At 68.3% G+C, this 18,804-nt stretch carries 22 protein-coding genes and 1 pseudogene; 14 read left to right on the top strand and 9 right to left on the bottom strand.

Features of this window, described 5'->3' with window-relative positions:
- Nucleotides 1–8: 8 nt before the first annotated feature.
- Nucleotides 9–980: a quinone oxidoreductase family protein gene (locus G6N28_RS25340; protein ID WP_163906613.1), complete on the bottom strand. Its 972-nt coding sequence runs from the start codon at nt 978–980 to the stop codon at nt 9–11.
- 29 nt (nt 981–1,009) lie between these two features.
- On the opposite strand from G6N28_RS25340, the gene G6N28_RS25335 reads away from it, so the two are divergent.
- Nucleotides 1,010–1,708, top strand: a complete 699-nt coding sequence (locus G6N28_RS25335) for a DcsG N-terminal domain-containing protein (protein WP_163905190.1) — start codon at nt 1,010–1,012, stop codon at nt 1,706–1,708.
- Here G6N28_RS25335 and G6N28_RS25330 read toward each other — a convergent pair.
- The 3 genes from G6N28_RS25330 to G6N28_RS25320 all read right to left on the bottom strand — a co-directional run bounded on the left by G6N28_RS25330 (nt 1,658) and on the right by G6N28_RS25320 (nt 3,919).
- The gene (locus G6N28_RS25330; RefSeq protein WP_163905188.1) at nt 1,658–2,608 is read right to left on the bottom strand and encodes a COX15/CtaA family protein; all 951 of its coding nucleotides are present in this window, start codon (nt 2,606–2,608) and stop codon (nt 1,658–1,660) included. The two genes, G6N28_RS25335 and G6N28_RS25330, sit on opposite strands and share 51 nt — an antisense overlap.
- 61 nt (nt 2,609–2,669) lie before the next feature.
- Complete coding sequence (locus G6N28_RS25325) at nt 2,670–3,347, bottom strand: DUF429 domain-containing protein (protein ID WP_163905186.1); 678 nt, start codon at nt 3,345–3,347, stop codon at nt 2,670–2,672.
- Nucleotides 3,344–3,919: a TetR/AcrR family transcriptional regulator gene (locus G6N28_RS25320; RefSeq protein ID WP_163905184.1), complete on the bottom strand. Its 576-nt coding sequence runs from the start codon at nt 3,917–3,919 to the stop codon at nt 3,344–3,346. Before G6N28_RS25320 ends, G6N28_RS25325 begins: the two co-directional genes overlap by 4 nt.
- 89 nt (nt 3,920–4,008) lie before the next feature.
- On the opposite strand from G6N28_RS25320, the gene G6N28_RS25315 reads away from it, so the two are divergent.
- A complete protein-coding gene (locus G6N28_RS25315) occupies nt 4,009–4,692 on the top strand; it encodes a hypothetical protein (RefSeq protein ID WP_163905182.1) in 684 nt (227 codons plus the stop codon).
- Here G6N28_RS25315 and G6N28_RS25310 read toward each other — a convergent pair.
- Genes G6N28_RS25310 through G6N28_RS25295 form a run of 4 tightly spaced genes read right to left on the bottom strand, consistent with a single transcriptional unit; the run spans nt 4,606 to nt 9,074 of the window.
- Nucleotides 4,606–5,382, bottom strand: a complete 777-nt coding sequence (locus tag G6N28_RS25310) for an ABC transporter permease (RefSeq protein ID WP_163906612.1) — start codon at nt 5,380–5,382, stop codon at nt 4,606–4,608. The genes G6N28_RS25315 and G6N28_RS25310 overlap by 87 nt on opposite strands.
- The gene (locus G6N28_RS25305) at nt 5,382–6,326 is read right to left on the bottom strand and encodes an ABC transporter ATP-binding protein (protein WP_235674691.1); all 945 of its coding nucleotides are present in this window, start codon (nt 6,324–6,326) and stop codon (nt 5,382–5,384) included. Before G6N28_RS25305 ends, G6N28_RS25310 begins: the two co-directional genes overlap by 1 nt.
- Entirely contained in the window at nt 6,323–8,041 is a 1,719-nt protein-coding gene (mptB, locus tag G6N28_RS25300; protein WP_163905180.1) for a polyprenol phosphomannose-dependent alpha 1,6 mannosyltransferase MptB, read from the bottom strand. Before mptB ends, G6N28_RS25305 begins: the two co-directional genes overlap by 4 nt.
- 25 nt (nt 8,042–8,066) lie before the next feature.
- The gene (locus tag G6N28_RS25295; protein WP_163905179.1) at nt 8,067–9,074 is read right to left on the bottom strand and encodes an NADP-dependent oxidoreductase; all 1,008 of its coding nucleotides are present in this window, start codon (nt 9,072–9,074) and stop codon (nt 8,067–8,069) included.
- Nucleotides 9,075–9,211: 137 nt separating this feature from the next.
- Between G6N28_RS25295 and G6N28_RS25290 the strand changes: the two genes are divergently transcribed.
- The 8 genes from G6N28_RS25290 (at nt 9,212) to G6N28_RS25255 (ending at nt 15,925) form a co-directional block, all read left to right on the top strand.
- Nucleotides 9,212–9,889: a helix-turn-helix transcriptional regulator gene (locus tag G6N28_RS25290; RefSeq protein ID WP_235674806.1), complete on the top strand. Its 678-nt coding sequence runs from the start codon at nt 9,212–9,214 to the stop codon at nt 9,887–9,889.
- Complete coding sequence (gene sufB, locus G6N28_RS25285; protein ID WP_163905175.1) at nt 9,886–11,331, top strand: Fe-S cluster assembly protein SufB; 1,446 nt, start codon at nt 9,886–9,888, stop codon at nt 11,329–11,331. The genes G6N28_RS25290 and sufB overlap by 4 nt, the downstream gene beginning before the upstream one ends.
- Nucleotides 11,328–12,506, top strand: a complete 1,179-nt coding sequence (gene sufD, locus G6N28_RS25280; protein WP_163905173.1) for a Fe-S cluster assembly protein SufD — start codon at nt 11,328–11,330, stop codon at nt 12,504–12,506. Before sufB ends, sufD begins: the two co-directional genes overlap by 4 nt.
- A complete protein-coding gene (gene sufC, locus G6N28_RS25275) occupies nt 12,507–13,274 on the top strand; it encodes a Fe-S cluster assembly ATPase SufC (protein ID WP_163905170.1) in 768 nt (255 codons plus the stop codon).
- Between the two features lies 1 nt (nt 13,275).
- Nucleotides 13,276–14,535, top strand: a complete 1,260-nt coding sequence (locus tag G6N28_RS25270) for a cysteine desulfurase (protein WP_163905168.1) — start codon at nt 13,276–13,278, stop codon at nt 14,533–14,535.
- A 3-nt stretch (nt 14,536–14,538) separates the two neighbouring features.
- Nucleotides 14,539–15,009, top strand: coding sequence for a Fe-S cluster assembly sulfur transfer protein SufU (sufU, locus tag G6N28_RS25265; RefSeq protein WP_163905166.1), 471 nt, complete (start codon nt 14,539–14,541; stop codon nt 15,007–15,009).
- Complete coding sequence (locus G6N28_RS25260) at nt 14,987–15,334, top strand: metal-sulfur cluster assembly factor (protein WP_163905164.1); 348 nt, start codon at nt 14,987–14,989, stop codon at nt 15,332–15,334. Before sufU ends, G6N28_RS25260 begins: the two co-directional genes overlap by 23 nt.
- A 141-nt stretch (nt 15,335–15,475) precedes the next feature.
- Nucleotides 15,476–15,925: a hypothetical protein gene (locus tag G6N28_RS25255; protein ID WP_308207218.1), complete on the top strand. Its 450-nt coding sequence runs from the start codon at nt 15,476–15,478 to the stop codon at nt 15,923–15,925.
- Here the strand turns inward: G6N28_RS25255 and G6N28_RS25250 are convergent.
- The gene (locus tag G6N28_RS25250; protein WP_235674690.1) at nt 15,912–16,616 is read right to left on the bottom strand and encodes an MSMEG_1198 family transcriptional regulator; all 705 of its coding nucleotides are present in this window, start codon (nt 16,614–16,616) and stop codon (nt 15,912–15,914) included. The genes G6N28_RS25255 and G6N28_RS25250 overlap by 14 nt on opposite strands.
- A gap of 203 nt (nt 16,617–16,819) precedes the next feature.
- On the opposite strand from G6N28_RS25250, the pseudogene G6N28_RS25245 reads away from it, so the two are divergent.
- The 4 genes and pseudogenes from G6N28_RS25245 to G6N28_RS25230 all read left to right on the top strand — a co-directional run.
- Nucleotides 16,820–17,044: pseudogene (locus tag G6N28_RS25245) on the top strand (LuxR C-terminal-related transcriptional regulator); the annotation flags it as partial.
- Between the two features lie 41 nt (nt 17,045–17,085).
- Nucleotides 17,086–17,475 carry a hypothetical protein gene (locus G6N28_RS25240; RefSeq protein WP_163905161.1) on the top strand — a complete coding sequence of 130 codons (390 nt, stop codon included), beginning with the start codon at nt 17,086–17,088 and terminating at the stop codon, nt 17,473–17,475.
- A 101-nt stretch (nt 17,476–17,576) separates the two neighbouring features.
- The gene (gene trxA, locus G6N28_RS25235; RefSeq protein ID WP_163905159.1) at nt 17,577–17,942 is read left to right on the top strand and encodes a thioredoxin; all 366 of its coding nucleotides are present in this window, start codon (nt 17,577–17,579) and stop codon (nt 17,940–17,942) included.
- Between the two features lie 26 nt (nt 17,943–17,968).
- Nucleotides 17,969–18,790, top strand: a complete 822-nt coding sequence (locus G6N28_RS25230; protein WP_163905157.1) for an enoyl-CoA hydratase — start codon at nt 17,969–17,971, stop codon at nt 18,788–18,790.
- Nucleotides 18,791–18,804 lie beyond the last annotated feature (14 nt).

The raw sequence follows: 18,804 nt of genomic DNA, 5'->3' as shown, positions 1-18,804 counted from the left end.
GGCTCCGGTTACGGCACCAGCACCACCGAGCCGATGGTCTTGCGGCCCTCCAGATCACGGTGTGCGGTCTCGGCGTCTTCGAGCCGGTAGCGCTCGCTGACCGTGATGTTGAGGGTGCCGTCGGCGATGGCTTCAAGTAGTTCCCCTGCGCGCCATGCGAATTCGTCCGGTGTTCGGGTGTAGTGCACCAGCGTGGGGCGGGTCAGGAACACCGAGCCCGAGGTGTTGAGCCGCTGCGGGTCGAACGGCGGAACGGGTCCGCTGGAGGCGCCGAACAACGCCAGCGTGCCCCGCACAGCCAGGCTGGCCAGGCTGGCGTCGAAGGTGGCGGCACCGACGCCGTCGTACACCACCGAGACGCCACCGTCGGTGAGCTCTTTGATCTTCGCGCCGAACTCCGCAGGGTCGTCCGGGTAGTCCAGCACCTCGACAGCGCCGGCGTTGCGCGACATCTCGGCCTTCTCCGGGGTGGACACCGTGGTGATGACCCGGGCGGCCATGCTGGTCGCCCACTGCGTCAGGATCAGGCCCACCCCACCGGCGCCCGCGTGCAGCAGCACCGCATCGCCCTGCTGCACCGAATACGTCGACTTGATCAGGTAGTGCGCGGTCATTCCTTTGAGCAGGGACGCCGCGGCCACCTCGGGGCTGACCCCGTCCGGCACGTAGGCGCAGAAATCGGCTGCGGCAACGCTGTATTCGGCATAGGCGCCGTTGGCCTGGGCGGTGACGACGCGGTCGCCGACCTTCAATGCGGCGACGTCCTGGCCGACGGCCTCGACCGTGCCGCACACCTCGTTGCCGACGACGAACGGTGTCTCCCGCGGATACAGCCCGGAGCGGAAATAGGTGTCGAGGAAGTTCACGCCGATCGCCTCGGCCTTGATCAGTACCTCGCCGGGACCGGGAGCGGGCTTGGATTTCTCGACGTAGCTGAGGACCTCGGGTCCGCCCGTCTCGGTGATCTCGATCGCGTGCATGCTCACATCCTCCCAATATCCTTGCCGTTGTGAAGCTGGCCCGGCCCGACGTCTTTCATCCGCGCATCGTCTTGGCGGGTTCACCGGCACTGCCCGAGGGGGACCGCGACGACGCCGGGCTGATCCCCGCGTTGCGTAAACGTGGGCTGCACGCCCGGTGGCTGTCCTGGGACGACCCCGCCACCCTGAAGGCCGACCTGGTGATTCTGCGCGCCGCCCGCGACTGCGGCGAGCGGCTGGCGGAGTTCCTGGACTGGACCCGTCGGGTCCGCAACCTGCTGAACGCACCCGAGGTGGTCGCCTGGAACACCGACGAGCGCCACCTGGCGGATCTGGCCGACGCGGGCGTGCCGACGATGCCGCGGGCCCATGGCCGCGCGTCCCCCGAAACGGCGCTGGTGTTTCTCGGTGGCAGGCAATCGCACGCGCTCGCCCGCGGCGGCGAAGTCGAGCCGGATTTCGAGGTGTGGGACGTCGGCCACGCCGCGCTGGCCGCCGCAGCCGATCAGCTGAAGCTGGCACCGACGGATCTGTTGTACGCGCGTGTGGATGTGGTCGGGGAGCGCACCGACCCGCGCCTGCGGCGACTCGACCTCGTCGCGCCGGCGCTGGGCTGGCAGCAGCTTCAGGCCACCACCCGCGCCCGCCAGCAGCGGGTGTTCGTCCTGGAGGTGGAGTCAGCCCTGGACCGGCTCGGGCTGGGCCCGTTCTCGCATCGACGCCCATAACGCGGCGGTGGCCGCCGTGCACAACGCGGCACCGGCCACATGGACGGCCACCAGCGTCGCGGGGACCCCGGCGTAGAACTGCACGACGCCCACCAGCCCCTGCGCGCACACCAGGACCAGCAGCACCGCCAACCGGATGAGCACCGGGCGCGTGGCGTGCACCGCCAGCAGGCCGAAGCCCAGGCCGACGAGCAACGCCAGGTACGCCACCAGCAGCGACGAGTGCAGATGCGCCAGCGTGGTGATCTCGACCTCGAGCCGCGGGATCGTGCGCGAGACGCTCTTGTCGCCGGCGTGCGGGCCCGCGCCGGTCACCAGCGTCCCGGTCACCAGCACCGCGGCCAGCGTCACGGCGCTGAGAAACGTCAACTGCCGCAACGGTTTCGGCACGCGACGAACGACAACGCCGTCATCGGGCTCGCCGACCTTGACGAAGAGCAGCACCGCAAGCCACACCATGGTCATCGACGCCAGCAGGTGGACGGCCACCGTCCACCACAGCAGCCCGGTCAGCACCGTGACGCCGCCGATCACCGCCTGCACGACCGTCGACGCCGGCATCAGCCACGCGTAGATGAGCACCTCACGACGGCGCCGGGCCCTGGTGAGGACGAGCACCGCGAGCACGGCGCTGAGCACCACCAGAAACGTCACCAGACGGTTGCCGAACTCGACCACCTGGTGCACCACCGGCACCTCGGCCACCGGGACGGGGGTGAAGCTGCCGGGGAAACACTGCGGCCACGTCGGGCAGCCGAGCCCGGAGGCGGTGACCCGCACGATCGCGCCGGTCACCGAGATGCCGCCCTGGGTCAGGATGACCAGGAAGGCGACGACGCGCTGAACCCGCAGGCTGGGCAGCGGCAGCAGATCGACCAGCCGCAGAAAGAGGCGTCGCACGCCCCGATCCTAGATCAGGCCAACTACAAGCCGTAGTAGCGGGTGACGGACTGGCAGGCCCTCACTGCCAGATCGCCATCGGCTGACCGCGTTCGTTGCGCTGCGGCGGGTCCGGCAGACAGATCGCCTGCCCACGCGCGATGCGCTCCGCGCTCCAGGCGACCGCCGCCGCGTCGAGCACGTCGTCGGCAGGCACCTTCGCGACGGCCGCACCGAGGTCCTCCGGTAAGACGATCCCCGCCTCGGCCAGCGCCCGCAGCCTCGCCCGCTGCCCGCGCCAGGACTTCTTGGTGCCGTCCTCGTAGCGCAGGCCCAGCCGCCGAAACGACAGCTCCGGGTGCACTTCGTAAAGCACGACCCCGATGCCGTAGAGCCGGTTGGCCTCAAGCACTTTCGCGCGCAGCCCCCACGCCTGCCTGCTGGGCATCCAGCCCACCAGGGACCGGCAGCGGCGCTTGGCCGCGTCGTAGTCGGGCTCGTCGAACACCGGCCGCGGCGGGGTGAGGAACACGCTGGATCCGCGACGGCCGAGCATCGCGCGGGCCGCCCGGTCCGCGGCACGTTCCCCGGAGTGCGTCAGGCCGAGCGGAATATCCACGGCGACGACGTCGGCGTCGGCCGCGTCGTGGACGAGGTCCTCGAGCTGCGGGGCGCAGTGGGCGGACAGGAAGCGGCCGTCGCGCAGCCCTATTCCGACCCAGCCGCCGCGGCAGGCGTCGATGCCGAGCACGGTCGTCATGACCGCCGAGGCGCCACGAACGGCACCAGAACCTCGTCGACGAGTTGCACCACCAGCTCGTCGGTGATCGGGTCGCCGGTGATCAGCAGCCGGTGCCACAGCACGCTCTGCCCCAGCTCGCGGGCGATCTCGACCGGCACGTCGGGGCGCACGTCGCCGCGCGCGATGCCGCGCGACAGCAACGCGGCCATCTCCTTCTTGCGCCAGCCGATGACGTCGTTGCGAAACGCCTCGGACAATTGCTGATCCTGTGCCGTCGCCGCGACCGCGGCCCGCAGCACCGCGGCGTCGGGGCCGGTGAACAGCGCTGCCCAGCCGCGCAGCACGCTGAGCATGTCCTCGCGATAACTACCCCTGTCGTCATGCGGGATGGCCGTTGTCGCGATGCGCAACAAGGTGTCTCGCAGCAGCGTCGCCGCGTCGGGCCACCGGCGGTACAGCACGGGCTTGCTGGTCCGTGCCGCGGCCGCCACGGCTTCCATCGTCACGCCCGCGGGACCGTGCTCGGCCAACAGGCCAAGCACGGCGGTGCGGATCGCGCTGTCCAGTTCCTCGCCGCGCCGTCGCTGCATCAGCACCCCTTAGGAAACGCTTGCGTTTCTTATCGAACAAGCTTAATGTACCCGTCATAGAAAACGGTTCCGTATCTTGGTGGTGGCGCATGACCCGCCCCGTGCTTTACCCGCTGCGGACGGTCGACACCGCGAAGGTCGGCTACGCGAGCTTTCCCCATCACCGCAGGCGGGTCACCATCGAACACCGGCCGCTCACCGGAATCACGCCGGCGATGCTGCTGGACTGGTTCACCCATCTCGGTGGCACGATGCGCTACGGGGACGAGGTCGTCGACCGGTATCTCGCCTGGCATCCGATCGACCACATCCGATGGGAGCTCGCGAAAGCCGCGCCCGGCGGCGGCGCCGGGGAGGGCGCGCGGTTCCGGATCGTCGAAGCGTTCGGCGGCCGACCCGAGTTCAAGGTCGACGTCGTCGACCGGGTCGAGAAACTCGACGAGACCGGAATCCGCTTGGTGCAGCGCCTCGGCGGGATCGTGATCTTCCAGCTCGAGCACACCTGGTCGGCGGGTTCCGACGGCGCCCACTACGTCAGCGTGATGGACGTGGGCGCGCGCTCGGCGCTGATGGCGCCGGTCAACCGGGTGGTGCGACGCAGACTGCCCGACGAGATGCTGGCCGCGTGGGTGAAGCACAACATCGAAGAGGTGGGCCAGCTGGAGTATCTGCTGCCGACGCTGGGCTCAGGTGAACCGGAACCAGCGCAGCGCGCACAGCGCGGCGACCAAGCCCCATACGAACAGAACCAGAAGGCCGAACCAGTCCACTGACAGCGTCATCGCCTGCGACAGCGCCTCGGTCAGCGCACCCGAGGGCGTCAGCCGGGCGATCAGCTGGACCGCCTGCGGCACCACGCCGCCCTCCAGGGTCAGCGCGCCGAGGCCCGCGAACACGAACCACAACAGGTTGGCGACCGCCAGCACGATCTCGGCGCGCAGCGTGCCGCCCAGAAGCAGTCCCAGCGCCGCGAACCCCGCGGTGCCCAACGCGATGACGGCCGCGCCCAGCGCCAGCCCCGCCGGCTCCGGTCGCCAGCCCAACGCAAAGCCGATGCCGCCCAACACGATTGACTGCAGGAAGACCACCGCGACCACGGCAAGCGACTTGCCCGCGATGATGCCCCATACCGGAAGGGCCGTCGCGCCAAGTCGTTTGAGTGCCCCGTATCGGCGGTCGAAGGCCACCGCGATCGCCTGCCCGGTGAACGCCGTCGAGATCACCGCGAGCGCCATGATCGCCGGCACGAACGTCGCTGCCCGGTCCTGGCCGAACGACCCCAGCGGCAGCAGGATCAACCCGACCAGCAGGGTGATCGGGATGAACATCGTCAGCAGCAGCTGCTCGCCGTTGCGCAGCAGCAGCCGAAGTTCCAGCCCGAACTGCGCCGCCAGCATCTTCGGCACGGGAGCCGGCCGTGGATCCGGTGAAAACGTGCCGGGGGCAAAACGATTCGTAGCGATCACGGCCGCAACTCCCTACCGGTGAGCTCGAGGAAAACGTCCTCGAGGCTGCGCTGTTCGACGCGCATGTCGGTGGCCAGCACGTCCAGCCGCGCACACCACGCCGTCACGGTGGCCAGCACCTGCGGGTCGATCGCGCCTTCCACCAGGTACTCGCCGGGAGCGCTCTCGGAGGCCCGGTAGTTCTCCGGCAGCGCCGAGACCAGCAGCGAGAGGTCGAGCCTGCGCGGCGCACGGAACCGCAGCTGGTTCTGCGCGCCGCTGCGCATCAACTCCTCGGGTGTTCCTGTCGCCACCGCCGTCCCGTGGTCGATGATCAGAATCCGGTCGGCCAACTCCTCGGCCTCGGTGAGCTGGTGGGTGGTCAACACCACCGTCACACCGTCGCGGCGCAGCGCATCGATCAACTCCCACACCACGATTCGGGCGTGGGCGTCCAAGCCGGCCGTCGGCTCGTCGAGGAAGACCAGTTCCGGGCGGCCCACGACCGCGCACGCCAGCGCCAACCGCTGCTGCTGGCCGCCCGACAGCCGCCGGTAGGTGGTGCGCGCCGAATCGGTCAGGCCCAGCGTGTCCATCAGCCACTTCGGGTCCAGCGGATTGGCGGCGTAGGCGGCGACGAGGTCGAGCATCTCCCCGGCGCGGGCCGCCGGATATGCGCCGCCGCCCTGCAGCATCACCCCGATGCGGGCCCGAACCTCGGCGTTGTCGTCGAACGGGTCCAGCCCGAGGATCTCGATGGTGCCGGAGTCGGGTTTGATGAACCCCTCGCACATCTCGACCGTGGTGGTCTTGCCCGCGCCGTTGGGGCCGAGCAGCGCGAACACCTCGGCCGCCTGAACCTCCAAATCCAGGTTCGACACCGCGGTCGTCGAGCCGTACCGCTTGCTGACGCCGCGCAGGCGCACGGGAACCGACGAGGCCCGCGATCCGAGATGGGTCACGGGGAATCAGCGTAGGCGTCGGGCTTCACCGGTGGTCGGGGCGGTATCGACGGCTGCTTCGTCGGCGAGTCCGTGGCGCCGTCGGGCACCGACTCGTCGTCGGTCGGCGGTTTGCGCCAGGGCAGGCGGTTGTAGGTCAGCGCCATCAGCGCCAGCACGGTCACGGTGCTCGCCACCACCGCGAGCAGGATCTGGAACAGCGTGAACCGGTCGCCGTTGGCGGTGGGGCCGAAGATGCCGACCACCAGGGTCACCACGATCGTGGTGCTGCGGAACGCGGGGCGGGTGGCCCACGCCGCCAGCGGGATCACCGCCCACAGCACGTACCAGGGCTGAACCACGGGGAAGAGCAATACCGTCATCCCCAGCGCGACGCCGAGCCCGCCGACCGGGTGCAGCCGGCCCCGCAGCACCGCCAGCAGCAGCCACGTCACCAGGATCGCGATGAGCAGCACGCCGATACCGCGGGTCAAGCCCAGTACCGCGGTGGTGTGATCACCGAGCCCGAGCAGGATGCCGACCTGGCCGGTGCCGAGGGCCAGCAGGGTGGGCAGCGACATCCAACTGCGCACGACGTTGGCGGTGCCGAGGGTGAACAACCAGCCGAACCCCAGCCCGCTGGCCCAGCCGATCGACGCCATCACCGCCACGGACACCGCGGCCAGCGAACCCGACGAGACGAAGAAGGCCTTGATCGTGCCGCCCCAGCGGTGCGCCAGCGCCATCGCGACGAAGCCCAGCGCGAGCAGCGACGGCAGCTTCACCTGGGACGACATCGTGATCAGCACGACGCCGAGCAGCAGCATCGCCAGCGGCTGCCACTGCAGCCAGTCCGTGCGGGTATGCGGCCACGACAGCGGTCGCGGAACAAGGGAGTCGGCGGCGTCGACCCCGCGCAGCGCGAACTCGGTGCCCGCCAACATCAGGCCCAACATCAGCGCTTCGTTGTGGATGCCCGCCACCAGATGCATGATCAGCAGCGGGTTGGCCGCGCCCAGCCACAGCGCGCTGACCTCGGCGACCCCGCAGCGGCGCGCCAGTCGCGGCGTCGCCCACATGATCAGCGCCACGCCGAGCAGCACCACCAGCCGGTGGCACAGCACCGCGGCGACGATGTTCTCGCCGGTGATCGCCGAAATGCCCTCGCCCAGCCACACGAATAGCGGGCCGTAGGGCGCGGGCGTCTCGCGCCACATGGTCGGCACCGACAGCGTGAAGACGTGGTCGAGGCCGAGACCGGTGGCCGGACCCACCCGGTAGGGGTCGAGGCCCTTGCTCGCGATCTCGCTCTGCGCCAGGTAGGAGTAGACGTCGCGGCTGTACATCGGCGGGGCGATGAGCAGCGGCAGCACCCACAGCAGCAGGGTGCGGTCGAGCTGGCTGCGCGACATGCGGCGATCGCCGAGGACGAAACGGCCCAGCATCAACCACGCCAGCGCCATCATCACCGCGCCGGTGGTGGTCATGGTCAGCGACACCGTCTGGATGCGTGACGGCAGGTTGAGCAGCCGCACGCCGAAGGTGGGGTCCTGCACCACCGGCCGGGCGCCGACGCCCAGCGCCCCGATGGCCATCAGCACGGTGCCCGCGGCTCCGAAGACGCGGGTGCGCCGCAGCGCGATGACCTCGGCGTCGTTGAGTGGCGAGCCGACCGGCGGCTCGTCGGCGTGCCAGCGGGCGATCGACGAGGACAGAGACTTGAGGCGGGCAGCCACCACAGCAGCGTAGCGGCCGACGTTCTCAGAGCTCGACGATCACCTTGCCGGTGTTCCCGCCGCTGAACAACAGGTTCAGCGCGTCCGGGGCGTTCTCGAGGCCGTTGACGACGTGCTCGGAGGACTTGATCTTTCCCTCGGCCAGCCACCCGGCCATTTCCGCCTGTGCGGGCGGGAAGCGGTCGAGGTAGTCGAGGACGATGAAGCCCTCCATGCGTCCGCGGCGGATCAACAGGCTGAGATAGTTCGACGGGCCCGGCGGAGGCTCGTCGCTGTTGTAGGTCGAGATCGCGCCGCACAGCACCACACGCCCGCGCATCGCCAGGTTGGCCAGGCAGTCGTCGAGGATCGACCCGCCGACGTTGTCGAAGTACAGGTCGATGCCGTCCGGACAGGTCTCGCGCAGCCGGGCTGCGACGTCTTCGTTCTTGTAGTCGATGGCGTCGTCGAAGCCGAGTTCGTCGACGATGTAGCGGCATTTCTGCGGTCCGCCCGCGATGCCGACGACCCTGGCGGCGCCCTTGAGCTTGGCGATCTGGCCCGCGGTGGAGCCGGTGGCGCCCGCGGCGCCGGAGATGACGACCACGTCGCCCGGTTTGACGCCGCCCACATCGGTCATCCCGAAATACGCTGTCATTCCGGTGACGCCGAGAACCCCGATCGCCAGCGGGGGAGGCACACCGTCGGGCAGCACCTGCATCGCGCGCTCGCCGGCGTCGACGACGACGTAGTCCTGCCAGCCGGTCATGCCGAACACCAACTGGCCGGGCTGATAGGCCCCACAGCGGCTTTCGACGACCTCGCCGACGCCGCCGCTGCGGATGACCTCGTCGATCTGGATCGGCGGCAGATAGCTGGGGACGTCGTCCATCCAGGTGCGGATGGTCGGGTCGATGGACAGAAAGCGAACTTTGACCAGGGCCTCGCCGTCGGAAATTTCGGGTACTGGTTGAATCTCCATGCGGGTGGTGGATTCGTTCACCAGGCCCGAGGGTCGTTGGGCCAGCACCAGACGGCGGTTCTGCTCGGTCATCCGGTGATATTAGGCACGATCGCGCCACATAAGGGTGCCCTTGCTTTACATGAGTTTTCGAATTACGTCACAATGGTGTTGTGAAAATCCGTCCGGAAGTCAGCAGCGAGCGTCGCACGCGCGGCGCGATCGTGCAGATGCTGCTGGAATCCGGGCCCATCACCGCAGGTGAGATCGGCGAACGCCTCGGTATTTCCGCGGCGGGCGTGCGCAGGCATCTCGAGGCGTTGATGGAGGCCGGTGACGCGGAATCCAGCGCTGCGGCGGCGTGGCAGCACAGCGGCCGCGGCCGCCCCCCCAAGCGCTATCGGCTCACCGCCGCGGGCCGGGCCAAGCTCGGCCACCGGTACGACGACCTGGCCGCCGCGGCGATGCGACAACTGCGCGAGATCGGCGGCGACGACGCCGTGCGGACCTTCGCCAGGCAGCGCGTCGACAGCATCCTGGCGGGAGTAACCGACGGGTCAGATGACGTTGCATCCACTGCGGACCGGGTGGCGGCGGCGCTGACGGAGGCCGGTTACGCCACGACCACGACCCCGGTCGCCGGCCCGGTCGACGGTATCCAGCTGTGCCAACACCACTGCCCGGTGTCGCACGTCGCCGAGGAGTTCCCGGAACTCTGCGACGCCGAGCGTGAGGCCTTCGCCGAGGTCCTGGGCACGCACGTGCAGCGGCTGGCCACCATCGTCAACGGCGATTGCGCGTGCACCACGCACGTGCCCCTTGCCGAGAAGAGCAAGGCTAAGCAGAAGACCCTTCGGCGCACAGCCCGCGCCGAAGCCACTACAAGCAAGCAAGGAGCGTCGAGATGACGACCACCCCCGAGGTGCAAACGGTAGGCGAACCGCTCAGCCAGGAAGAGGCCATTGCCTCGCTGGGCCGGTACGGCTACGGCTGGGTGGACTCCGACGAGGCGGGCGCCGGCGCGCAGCGCGGTCTGTCCGAGGCGGTGGTGCGCGACATCTCGGCGAAGAAGAACGAGCCCGAGTGGATGCTCGAGAGCCGGCTTCGCGCGCTGCGCACGTTTAACAAGAAGCCGATGCCCAAATGGGGCTCCAATCTCGAAGGCATCGACTTCGACAACATCAAGTACTTCGTGCGCTCGACCGAGAAGCAGGCCGCTTCCTGGGAGGACCTGCCCGAGGACATCCGCAACACCTACGACAGGCTCGGAATCCCCGAGGCCGAGAAGCAGCGGTTGGTCGCCGGGGTTGCCGCCCAGTACGAGTCAGAGGTCGTCTACCACCAGATCCGTGAAGACCTCGAGGCGCAGGGCGTCATCTTCCTGGACACCGACACGGGCTTGAAGGAACACGAGGACATCTTCAAGCAGTATTTCGGCACGGTGATCCCGGCGGGCGACAACAAGTTCTCCGCGCTGAACACCGCGGTGTGGTCGGGTGGTTCGTTCATCTACGTGCCGCCGGGTGTGCACGTCGACATTCCGCTGCAGGCCTACTTCCGGATCAACACCGAGAACATGGGCCAGTTCGAGCGGACGTTGATCATCGTCGACGAAGGCGCCTACGTGCACTACGTCGAGGGCTGCACCGCGCCGATCTACAAGTCCGACTCGCTGCACTCCGCGGTGGTGGAGATCATCGTCAAGCCCGGCGGGCGATGCCGTTACACGACGATCCAGAACTGGTCGAACAACGTCTACAACCTGGTCACCAAGCGCGCCCGCGCCGAGGCCGGCGCGACGATGGAGTGGATCGACGGCAACATCGGCTCGAAGGTCACGATGAAGTACCCGGCGGTCTGGATGACCGGCGAACACGCCAAGGGTGAGGTGCTGTCGGTCGCGTTCGCGGGCGAGGGCCAGCACCAGGACACCGGTGCGAAGATGCTGCACCTGGCGCCGAACACGTCGAGCAACATCGTGTCCAAGTCGGTGGCCCGCGGCGGCGGACGTGCGTCGTACCGCGGTCTGGTGCAGATCAACAAGGGCGCGAACGGATCCAAGTCGAGCGTGAAATGCGATGCGCTGCTTGTCGATCTGATCAGCCGCAGCGACACCTATCCGTATGTCGACATCCGTGAGGACGACGTCACGATGGGTCACGAGGCGACCGTGTCGAAGGTCAGCGAGGACCAACTGTTCTACCTGATGAGCCGCGGCCTGACCGAGGACGAGGCGATGGCCATGGTGGTGCGCGGCTTCGTCGAGCCGATCGCCAAGGAACTCCCGATGGAGTACGCGCTGGAGCTCAACCGGCTGATCGAGCTGCAGATGGAAGGCGCGGTTGGGTGACGACAAACAACTTGACCACGGCCGTCGAGGGGCAGAACAAGGGCGAGCTGTTCACGTCGTTCGACGTCGAGGCCTTCGAGGTGCCCCGGGGCCGTGACGAGATCTGGCGCTTCACCCCGCTTCGGCGGCTGCGCGGCCTGCACGACGGCACCGCGCCGGCCACCGGCGGCGCCCGCATCGACGTGGCGCAACGCCACGGCGTGACGGTGGAAACCGTGCGCCGCGGCGACCCGCGGCTGGGCGACGGGGGCGTGCCCGCCGACCGTGTTGCCGCCCAGGCGTTCTCGTCGTTCAACAACGCGACGATCGTCACCGTCGGGCGCGACACCAAGGTGGACGACCCGATCGACATCGTGGTCACCGGGCCCGGCGAGGGCGCGACGGCATACGGCCATCTGCAGGTGCGGGTCGACGAACTCGCCGAGGCCGTGGTCGTGATCGACCAGCGCGGCAGCGGAACCTACGCCGACAACATCGAATTCGTCGTCGGCGACGCCGCGACCCTGAAGGTGGTGTCGATCGCCGACTGGGCCGACGACGCGGTCCACGTCAGCATGCACCACGCCTCGCTGGGTAAGGACGCGGTGTTTCGGCACACGGCCGTCACGCTGGGCGGCGACCTGGTCCGGATGACGGGGCGGGTGCGCTACCGCGCGCCGGGCGGCGACGCCGTGCTGCTCGGTTTGTACTTCGCCGACGACGGGCAGCACTTCGAGTCGCGTCTGCTCGTCGACCACGCCGAGCCCAACTGCCGCTCGCAGGTTACGTACAAGGGTGCGCTGCAAGGAGATCCGGCGTCGCCCAAGCCCGACACCCGTACGGTGTGGATCGGCGACGTGCTGATCCGCGCGGAGGCCGAGGGCACCGACACCTTCGAGACCAACCGCAACCTCGTGCTCACCGACGGCGCCCGCGCCGACTCGGTGCCGAACCTGGAGATCGAGACCGGCGAGATCGCAGGCGCCGGGCATGCCAGCGCGACCGGACGATTCGACGACGAGCAACTGTTCTATCTGCAGGCGCGCGGTATCCCCGAGGATCAGGCTCGACGGCTGATCGTGCGCGGGTTCTTCGGCGAGATCATCCAGCAGATCACCGTGCCCGCCGTGCGCGAGCGGCTCACCGACGCCATCGAAAAAGAGCTCGAGCTCACCGAAACACTGCAAGGAAGCTAGATGACCACGCTTGAAATCAAAGACCTGCACGTCAGCGTCGCCGCCACAGAGGCCGCTGACGAGATCCCCATCCTCAAGGGCGTCGACCTCACCGTGAAGTCGGGGGAGGTGCATGCGCTGATGGGCCCCAACGGGTCCGGCAAGTCGACGCTGTCCTACGCGGTCGCCGGGCACCCGAAGTACACGGTGACGTCCGGGTCGATCACGCTCGACGGCGAGGACGTGCTCGCGATGAGCGTCGACGAGCGTGCCCGCGCCGGGCTGTTTCTGGCGATGCAGTACCCCGTGGAGGTGCCCGGGGTGTCGATGTCGAACTTCCTGCGCACGGCGGCCACGGCCGTCCGGGGTGAGCCGCCCAAACTGCGGCACTGGATCAAAGAGGTCAAGGGCGCGATGGAGGCCCTCGAGATCGATCCGTCGTTCGCCGAACGCAGTGTCAACGAAGGCTTTTCCGGCGGCGAGAAGAAGCGGCACGAGATCCTCCAGCTGTCGCTGCTGAAGCCCAAGATCGCGATCCTCGACGAGACCGACTCCGGTCTGGACGTCGACGCGCTGCGCGTCGTCAGCGACGGGGTGAACCGGTATGCCGAATCCGAGAACGGCGGCATCCTGCTCATCACGCACTACACCCGGATTCTGCGGTACATCCAGCCGCAGTTCGTGCACGTGTTCGTCGGTGGTCGCATCGCCGAGTCCGGCGGGCCCGAACTGGCCGACGAGCTCGAAGAGCACGGCTACGAGCGGTTCGCCCAGGCCGTGGGGGCGTGAGGTGACGACCGCGCAGACTCTGGACGTCACCAGGATCCGGGCCGACTTCCCGATCCTGAAAAAAGTGATGCGCGGCGGAAACACGTTGGCCTACCTGGATTCGGGGGCCACCTCGCAACGCCCGGTACAGGTGCTCGACGCGGAGCGGGAATTTCTGACCAATTCCTACGGCGCGGTGCACCGTGGTGCGCATCAGTTGATGGAGGAGTCCACCGACGCCTACGAGCAGGGCCGCGCCGAGATCGCGGCGTTCGTCGGCGCGCATCCCGAAGAGCTGGTGTTCACCAAGAACGCGACCGAGGCGCTCAACCTGGTGTCCTACACGCTGGGCGACAACCGATTCGCCCGTGCGGTCGGACCGGGCGACGTCATCGTCACCACCGAGCTGGAGCATCACGCGAACCTGATCCCGTGGCAGGAGCTGGCCCGCCGTACCGGGGCGACGCTCAAGTGGTACCAGACCACCTCCGAGGGCCCCGACGCAGGACGCATCGACCTCGACTCGCTGCACCTCGACGACCGCGTGAAAATCGTTGCGTTCAGCCACCACTCGAACGTGACCGGTGCGCTGGCCCCCGTCGACGAACTGGTGGGGCGGGCCAAGGCCGTCGGTGCGCTGACCGTACTGGACGCATGCCAGTCGGTGCCGCACCAACCCGTGGACTTCGGCGCGCTGGACGTGGACTTCGCGGCCTTCTCCGGGCATAAGATGCTGGGCCCCACCGGCATCGGGGTGCTTTACGGGCGACGCGAACTTCTCGACGCGATGCCGCCGTTTCTCACCGGCGGCTCGATGATCGAGACCGTCACCATGGAGAGCGCCACCTACGCCCCGCCGCCGCAGCGGTTCGAGGCCGGCACACCTATGACCTCGCAGGTCGTCGGATTGGGCGCCGCGGCACGGTATTTGACCGAGGTCGGGATGCGCGCCGTGGAGGCGCACGAAGCCGAGTTGGTGGCCGCCGCGCTCGAAGGGCTGACCGGCATCGACGGCGTCCGCGTCATCGGGCCGACGTCGCTGGAGAACCGCGCATCGCCGGTGTCGTTCGTGGTCGACGGCGTGCACGCCCACGACGTGGGGCAGGTGCTCGACGACGACGGTGTCGCGGTGCGGGTGGGACACCACTGCGCGTTTCCGCTGCACCGCAAGTTCGGCATCGCCGCGACGGCGCGCGCGTCGTTCGCGCTGTACAACACGCTCGACGAGGTCGATCGCCTGGTGGCCGGCGTGCGCCGGGCCATCGAGTTCTTCGGCAGGTGATGGATGCGCCTGGATCAGATGTATCAGGAAGTGATCCTCGATCACTACAAGCACCCGCACCATCGCGGCCTGCGCGAGCCGTTCGCGGCCGAAGTGCACCACGTCAACCCGACGTGTGGCGACGAGGTGACGCTGCGGGTGGCGCTGTCCGACGACGGGGAGACCGTCACCGACATCTCCTACGACGGGCAGGGCTGTTCGATCAGCCAGGCGGCGACGTCGGTGCTGACCGATCAGGTGATCGGGCAGAGCGTCGGCGACGCGCTCAAGACGGTCGCGGCGTTCAGCGAAATGGTTTCGTCACGCGGAACCGTTGAAGGGGATGAAGATGTGCTCGGCGACGGCGTCGCATTCGCGGGGGTGGCGAAATACCCCGCGCGGGTGAAGTGCGCGTTGCTGGGGTGGATGGCTTTCAAGGATGCGCTTGCGCAGGCCAGTGAGGAGATGTCAGATGAGCGACACCGCAGTGCCTAACGAGGAACTGTTGTTCGACCTTGAGGAGGCGATGCGCGACGTCGTCGATCCCGAGCTGGGGATCAACGTCGTGGACCTCGGCCTCGTCTACGGCCTGAACATCGAGAAGGGGGAGCAGGGCACCGTCGCGTTGATCGACATGACGCTGACGTCCCCGGCCTGCCCGCTGACCGATGTGATCGAGGACCAGTCGCGGAACGCGCTGGTGGGCAGCGGGCTGGTCAGCGAGATGAAAATCAACTGGGTGTGGAACCCGCCGTGGGGCCCGGACAAGATCACCGACGACGGCCGCGAACAGCTTCGGGCGCTCGGCTTCACCGTCTAGTAACCGGCGCAGGCGTGAGCACCAGCCACCTCGACTGATCGGAGGGACGGCCGTTGGTCACGGTGCGGGCGACGGTGTGGCGCGGCGGTTTTGCCCGCCGGGCGCTCACGAGTCGGGTCTGCGGTCGGGTTGCCGCTCGGAGTGCTGGCATGGCTGGATTCGGGCCTGGCTGCCGCCGGCCTCGCCGTCCTGATGATCGTCGGTACCTGCTACGGCATCTGGATGGCGCGGCGAATGAAGCGGTATTGGCCTGGCGCCGACGGACTTTCCGGCGCGGAGCGCGTGACGGTGGTGCGTGCCGCGCGGCGTGGTGAGCGCATCACCGATGCGCGATTGAGCGCAGCCGCCCTCGACTACCGCACCGGAATCCACGCGGCGGCCGAGGAAGCCAAGCCGGTGCGCTGGCTGTTGCCCGTCGTCCTGGCTGTCGGTGTGGCGACCGCTGGGTGGGACGCCGTCTATGGCTCCTGGGGCAACGCGGCTGCGTCGTTCATCTACCTGTTTCTGCTGCTGGCGGAGTTGTTCTGGTGGCCGAAGAGACGCGCGCAACTTCTGTCCAACGTCGACCGCGCGGCCCTCAGCCCTGGATGACCGACCCGTGGCCGTTACGGCGGCACCAGCTCACCAGGTAGCTCGCGTGCAGCCCGCACCAGCGGTACACGGCGGCCAGGGTCAGAGGGAGTTCGGGGTCGTGCTCACCACGCTGGCTGACGATCGGGCCGAGGTAGTGGGTCGCGACTTTGGTGGCGGTGTTCAGCGCGACGCCGGCGGCCGCCGCCAAACTCGCCCCGTCCGACGCGCGCCCGGATGCGATGGCGCCCGCGAGCCTGCCGGCCGTCTGCCCCTTGCGCCCGGCGAACAACTCGTACAGCGGCGGTTTCGGTGGCCGGCACCCGGCGTCCGGGTCGCGCTTGCCGACGGCGGCGTCGCGAAGCACCGACGGTAGGGCATCGGCGCCCGCGGACTTGGAGATCACGTACGCGACCTCGGGGCGTAACCGCGCCTCATCGAGGTGATCCCGCTCCATCCGGTGACCCTGCATGGCGATCACCACCGGGGCCAGGCGGTCGGCGTCGCGCAGGACGTCGATGACGTCGAGGCCGTCGAACCGGAACTCCAACTCGGGGTTGTTCCACACCAGGTCCGCCACCACGACGTCGAAGCGGACCCGGCCCGTCACCTCCCGTCGCACCGCGGCCTCGTCGACCGCGACCCGCACCGTCGCCTCGGGAAACGCCGTGGTCAGGATCGGTAGCACGACCTTTCCCAACGGAGATGCCACCAGAATCCGCGATTGACCGTGCACGCTGACATCTTGCTGGCTTGAGCAAGATCTTGCCTGAACATCACGGATTTTGTGTTTGCGCGCCTGATTCGAGAACCGATGGGTGACTACCCACGCTGTTTTCATTGTCGTCCGAACGGACGATGTGGGAATCGGGTGTTCGAGGAGACAAACCCATGGGCCGCGGCGACACGATCACGAAACCGCGCCTGGCGGCGCGCGAGATCGAGGTCCTTCTCAGCTGGCTACAGACCGAGAGCAAGGAGGTGGTGGCCGAACGGTTGAACATCTCGCCGACGACCGTGCGCACTCACTTGCAACGTATACGGGCGAAATACGCCGCCGTCGGCCGGCCCGCGCGGACCAAAGCGGCGCTGGCCGCACGCGCGATCCAAGACGGGCTGCTGAATGTCGACGACCTGTGACCGCCAGCGACACAACGAAATCGGGAGAAGGGTGCTGAGCGATGAGCCACAAATTCCGGGCGCGCTGTCGCTACTGCGATGAATCGTTCACTGTCAGCCAGGGCGACGGGTTCTTCTGCCATCTGTTGCACTGCGATCGCTGCGGCGAGGTCAAGCCGATCGGCTTCGAGGAACTCGGCGAGTTGCATCTGCGCTACCTCAAATCCCTGCCGAACGGTCACTGCCTGCTCGACGCGCGGCGCGACGCCTACGTCCGCGTCCACGTCCCGGTGCAGCCCATCTCCACCGCCGACTACCGCGCCGGTGTGCACGCGATCGCCGGCGAGTGCGGGTGCGGCGGACGGTTTCGGTTCGACGCGCCGCCGCGGTGCCCGGTGTGCCGCTCGACGCGAATCACCCTGGCGCTGGGATCTGGCAGCCAGAGCATGTGACTTCGCCGCGAGCCGACTGCAGGAGGCGATAACCCGGCGGACCCGTTTGTGCGGACCCTATGGTGGGAACATCGAGCCCGCCCCCGGCGTTAGGAACATTCGTGGCTACCAAAGACATCACCGCCGAAGAGTTCAACGACACCATCAACGACAACGAGATCGTGCTGGTGGATTTCTGGGCGTCGTGGTGCGGACCGTGTAAGGCGTTCGCCCCGACGTTCGCGGCGTCTGCGGAGGCCCATCCCGACGTCGTGTTCGCCAAGGTCGACACCGAGGCCGAGCAGGAGCTTGCGGCCGCGGCCGACATCCGCTCCATTCCCACGCTGATGGTGTTCAAGAAGGGCAAGCTGGTGTTCAACCAGGCCGGCGCATTGCCGCCCGCGGCGCTGGAGGAGCTGGTGCAGAAGGTCAGGGAGTTCGACGTCGACGCGGCGATCGCAGCGCAAAACGACGGTCAGACGGAGTGAGCGGGCGCACGCGATAGCGTGCATCCGTGACCGAGCAGACCGACTTCGTACTCGTCGACCGCCCGCGCCCCGATATCGCGCTGGTGACCCTGAACCGACCCGAGCGCATGAACTCGATGGCGTTCGATGTCATGGTCCCGCTGCAGAAGGTGCTTGACGAGCTGAACCACGACAACTCCGTGCGCGCGATCGTGCTCACCGGCGCGGGTCGCGGCTTCTCGTCGGGCGCCGACCACAAGTCGGCAGGCGGTGTGCCGCACACCGAGGGGCTGACCCGGCCCACCTTCGCGCTGCGGTCGATGGAAGTCCTCGACAACGTGATCCTGACGCTGCGCAGAATGCACCAGCCGGTCATCGCCGCGGTCAACGGGGCGGCGATCGGCGGAGGCCTCTGCCTGGCCCTGGCCTGCGACATCCGGGTAGCGGGCGCCGGCGCCTATTTCCGCGCCGCCGGGATCAACAACGGCCTGACCGCCAGCGAGCTGGGGTTGTCCTACCTGCTGCCGCGCGCCATCGGCACATCGCGGGCCTTCGAGCTGATGCTCACCGGCCGCGACGTGGACGCCGAGGAGGCACAACAAATCGGCCTGGTCTCCAGGGCGGTGCCCGACGCCGACCTGCTCGAGGTGTGTTTTCAGCTGGGCGAGCGGATCGCTTCGTTCTCCCGGCCAGGAATCGAGTTGACCAAGCGCACACTGTGGAGTGGACTGGACGCCGCTAGCCTGGAAGGGCACATGCAGGCCGAAGGCCTGGGCCAGCTCTACGTGCGTCTGCTCACCGCCAACTTCGAAGAGGCGGTGGCCGCGCGCGCCGAGAAGCGGGCGCCCATCTTCACCGACGACAAGTAGCACGAGGAGAGCAG

This window comes from Mycolicibacterium pulveris, assembly GCF_010725725.1.
Classification (GTDB): Bacteria; Actinomycetota; Actinomycetes; order Mycobacteriales; family Mycobacteriaceae; genus Mycobacterium; species Mycobacterium pulveris.
This window is presented reverse-complemented; position numbering and strand designations above follow the sequence as displayed.

Bases quoted from the DNA above. Each gene is read 5' to 3' on its own strand.
- G6N28_RS25340 (WP_163906613.1), bottom strand. From the start codon at position 980: ATGCACGCGATCGAGATCACCGAGACGGGCGGACCCGAGGTCCTCAGC.
- G6N28_RS25325 (WP_163905186.1), bottom strand. From the start codon at position 3,347: ATGACGACCGTGCTCGGCATCGACGCCTGCCGCGGCGGCTGGGTCGGA.
- G6N28_RS25320 (WP_163905184.1), bottom strand. From the start codon at position 3,919: ATGCAGCGACGGCGCGGCGAGGAACTGGACAGCGCGATCCGCACCGCC.
- G6N28_RS25315 (WP_163905182.1), top strand. From the start codon at position 4,009: ATGACCCGCCCCGTGCTTTACCCGCTGCGGACGGTCGACACCGCGAAG.
- G6N28_RS25295 (WP_163905179.1), bottom strand. From the start codon at position 9,074: ATGACCGAGCAGAACCGCCGTCTGGTGCTGGCCCAACGACCCTCGGGC.
- G6N28_RS25290 (WP_235674806.1), top strand. From the start codon at position 9,212: ATGCTGCTGGAATCCGGGCCCATCACCGCAGGTGAGATCGGCGAACGC.
- sufB (WP_163905175.1), top strand. From the start codon at position 9,886: ATGACGACCACCCCCGAGGTGCAAACGGTAGGCGAACCGCTCAGCCAG.
- sufC (WP_163905170.1), top strand. From the start codon at position 12,507: ATGACCACGCTTGAAATCAAAGACCTGCACGTCAGCGTCGCCGCCACA.
- sufU (WP_163905166.1), top strand. From the start codon at position 14,539: ATGCGCCTGGATCAGATGTATCAGGAAGTGATCCTCGATCACTACAAG.
- G6N28_RS25260 (WP_163905164.1), top strand. From the start codon at position 14,987: ATGAGCGACACCGCAGTGCCTAACGAGGAACTGTTGTTCGACCTTGAG.
- G6N28_RS25240 (WP_163905161.1), top strand. From the start codon at position 17,086: ATGAGCCACAAATTCCGGGCGCGCTGTCGCTACTGCGATGAATCGTTC.